At 66.8% G+C, this 2,666-nt stretch carries 2 protein-coding genes; both read right to left on the minus strand.

Annotated features, from left to right (window positions below; all coding sequences use genetic code 11):
- Positions 1-259: 259 nt before the first annotated feature.
- Positions 260-1,003, minus strand: a complete 744-nt coding sequence (gene istB / locus XH80_RS03020) for an IS21-like element helper ATPase IstB (protein WP_271597274.1) — start codon at positions 1,001-1,003, stop codon at positions 260-262.
- Positions 1,004-1,014: 11 nt separating this feature from the next.
- The gene (gene istA / locus XH80_RS03025; protein WP_271597275.1) at positions 1,015-2,547 is read right to left on the minus strand and encodes an IS21 family transposase; all 1,533 of its coding nucleotides are present in this window, start codon (positions 2,545-2,547) and stop codon (positions 1,015-1,017) included.
- Between the last annotated feature and the right edge of the window lie 119 nt (positions 2,548-2,666).

The raw sequence follows: 2,666 nt of genomic DNA on the forward strand, positions 1-2,666 counted from the left end.
TGCGGATTCCGACGAAGTCGCCCGGGTGTACCGATATGAAGTCGCCCGGGGATTCCGAGACGATGTCGCCCACCTTTCCGATTTGATCTCGCCCGGGAGCGAGGCATTCTGGCCGATAGATTTTCTGGCATTGGGCGAGCCGGGCGGTCAACCCGGAATCGCGGCTTGAACTCTTCTGTTTCTGTTGCGGTTGCTGTGGGCATGTGGGCAACGCCTTGGCGTTGTCCAAGCGCAGCGGCATGTCCACAGGGCGACGGGCTCAGGTCTTTCGGGCGGGTTGCCGGCTTCGGCGCAGGCTCTCACCGGTGAGGTCGAGCCGATGGGCATTGTGGACGAGGCGATCGAGCACGGCGTCGGCATAGGTGGGATCTCCAATGAGCAGATGCCACTGGTCCACGGGGAGCTGGCTGGTGACGATGGTGGAGCGATGACCGTAGCGATCTTCGAGGATTTCCAGGAGGTCGTGACGGGCGCCGGCATCGAGCGGCTCGAGCCCCCAATCATCGAGGATCAGCAGATCGACACGGCCAAGGCCGCGCAACAGGCGTGGATGGCGACCGTCGCCGCGGGCGAGCGCCAGATCGTCGAACAGGCGCGGGACGCGCTGATAGAGCACGGAACGATTGTCGCGACAGGCCTTGTGGCCGAGCGCCGAGGCGAGCCAACTCTTGCCGACGCCGGCCGGGCCGCAGATCAGGAGATTGACGTGGTCGTCGATCCAGCGGCCCTCGACAAGCTTGGCGAACAGCGGACGGTCGAGACCGCGCGGGGTGCGGTAGTCGATGTCCTCGACGCACGCCTGCTGGCGCAGCTTGGCGTAGCGCAGGCGGGTGGCGAGCCGTTTGTCGTGCCGCAGCGAGGCTTCACGTTCGAGCAGCAGAGCAAGCCATTCGGCGTGACCGAGGCTTGCGGCCTCACCGGTGGCTTCGATGTCGGCGAAGGCCTTGGCCATGCCGTGGAGGCCGAGGGCGTTGAGGCGGTCGAGGGTCGGATGGGTGAGCAAGGGATGATCTCCTAATTGTAGTAGCGCGGTCCGCGGATGTTGGCATGCAGGATCGGCGCATCGTCCGCGGAGCGCTGGTGAGCAGGACGCCGATCGAGATTATTGGCGAGGATCGACTTGACCGAGCCATAGGTGCGCGCGCCGATGTCGATCGCCCGCGCAGCCGCGGCGTCCAGCCGTTCGCGCCCATAGGAGGCGGCGAGCCTGAGGATGCCGAGGCAGGCGCGGAAGCCTTGCTCGGGGTGCGAGCGCTCGTCGAGAATGAGGTCGCACAACGCGCTGGTCGCCGGCCCGATCGCGGCGGCGTCCTGGCGGATACGCGCGATGGTCCAGCCGGCGTAGCGCCGATGGCTGGAGGCCATGTGCTCCGGCACGGTGGTGTGTTTGTGATTGCCGCTCATGCGCTGATGCGCGGCGATCCGCTCGCCCTTGTGGAAGATCTCGACGGTGCGGGCCGTGAACCGCACCTCGACCTCGGCGCGGGCGAAGCGATGCGGAACGCTGTAGTAATGCTTCTCCACCTCGACGTGGTAATCGAGACTGACGCGGCGGATCCGCCACTCGGCGAGGACGTAGGGGGACACCGGCAATGGCTTGAGCGCCGGCCGGTCGACCTCCTCGAGCAACCGGCGGCGTGTCACGCCGAGCCGTCGGATCGGCCGTTCCTCGTTCAGCCTCGTGAGCAGTTCGCCGATCGCCGCATTGACCTCGGCCAGGCTGTAGAAGGTGCGATGACGCAGGCGACCGAGCAGCCAGCGCTCGACGATGAGGACGGCCTGCTCGACCTTGGCCTTGTCGCGCGGCTTGCGCGGCCGCGCCGGCAAGATGGCGGTGCCGTAATGCGCCGCCATCTCCGCATAGGTACGATTGATCTGCGGGTCGTACAGGCTCGCCTTGATGACCGCGACCTTGGTGTTGTCGGGCACCAGCAGCGCCGGTATGCCGCCGATCGCCGCGAAGGCGCCAACATGGGCGCTGATCCAGTCGGCGAGCCCCTGCGTCCACGTCGCCTGCGCGTAGGTGAAGCTCGATGCGCCGAGCACGGCGACGAAGATCTGCGCCGTTCTGCGCTCACCGGTCAGGCGGTCGACCACCACCGGCACGCCATCGCCGGCGTAGTCGACGAACAGCTTGTCGCCAGCCACATGGGCCTGGCGCATCGTCACCGACAGACGGCCCTCCCAGGCGCGGTAGAGCTCACAGAAGCGCGAGTACCGGTATCCGCCGGGCTCGGTGGCGATATATTCCTCCCACAGGATCGACAGCGTCACGTGCTTGCGTTTGAGCTCGCGGTGCACGGTCGCCCAGTCGGGCTCGGCGATGCGGCGGTGACCCTGACGGTTGCCATTGCCGGTCTTGGCGAACAGGCGAAGTTCCAGAACCGTGTCGGTGACGTCGTCTGGCAACGGCCAGCTCAAGCCCGCGGCCTCGAACCGCCGGAGCGCCAGCCGCACCGTCGAGGGTGCCGCGCCCACCCGTCGCGCAATCTCGCGGCTCGGTAGCCCGGCCGCCTTCATTCTGATCACATCGCGCACACGGCGCATCGCAAGCCTCTCCGTCGGCATCCAGGTCCCCTTCGCAAAGCCGAAAGGGTTGACCCTATGGGAGCCAGAAGAGGTCTCGTCACCCGGGCGACATCATCCCGGAATGGTGGGCGACATCA

Source organism: Bradyrhizobium sp. CCBAU 45384 (genome assembly GCF_028128665.1).
GTDB lineage: Bacteria > Pseudomonadota > Alphaproteobacteria > Rhizobiales > Xanthobacteraceae > Bradyrhizobium > Bradyrhizobium manausense.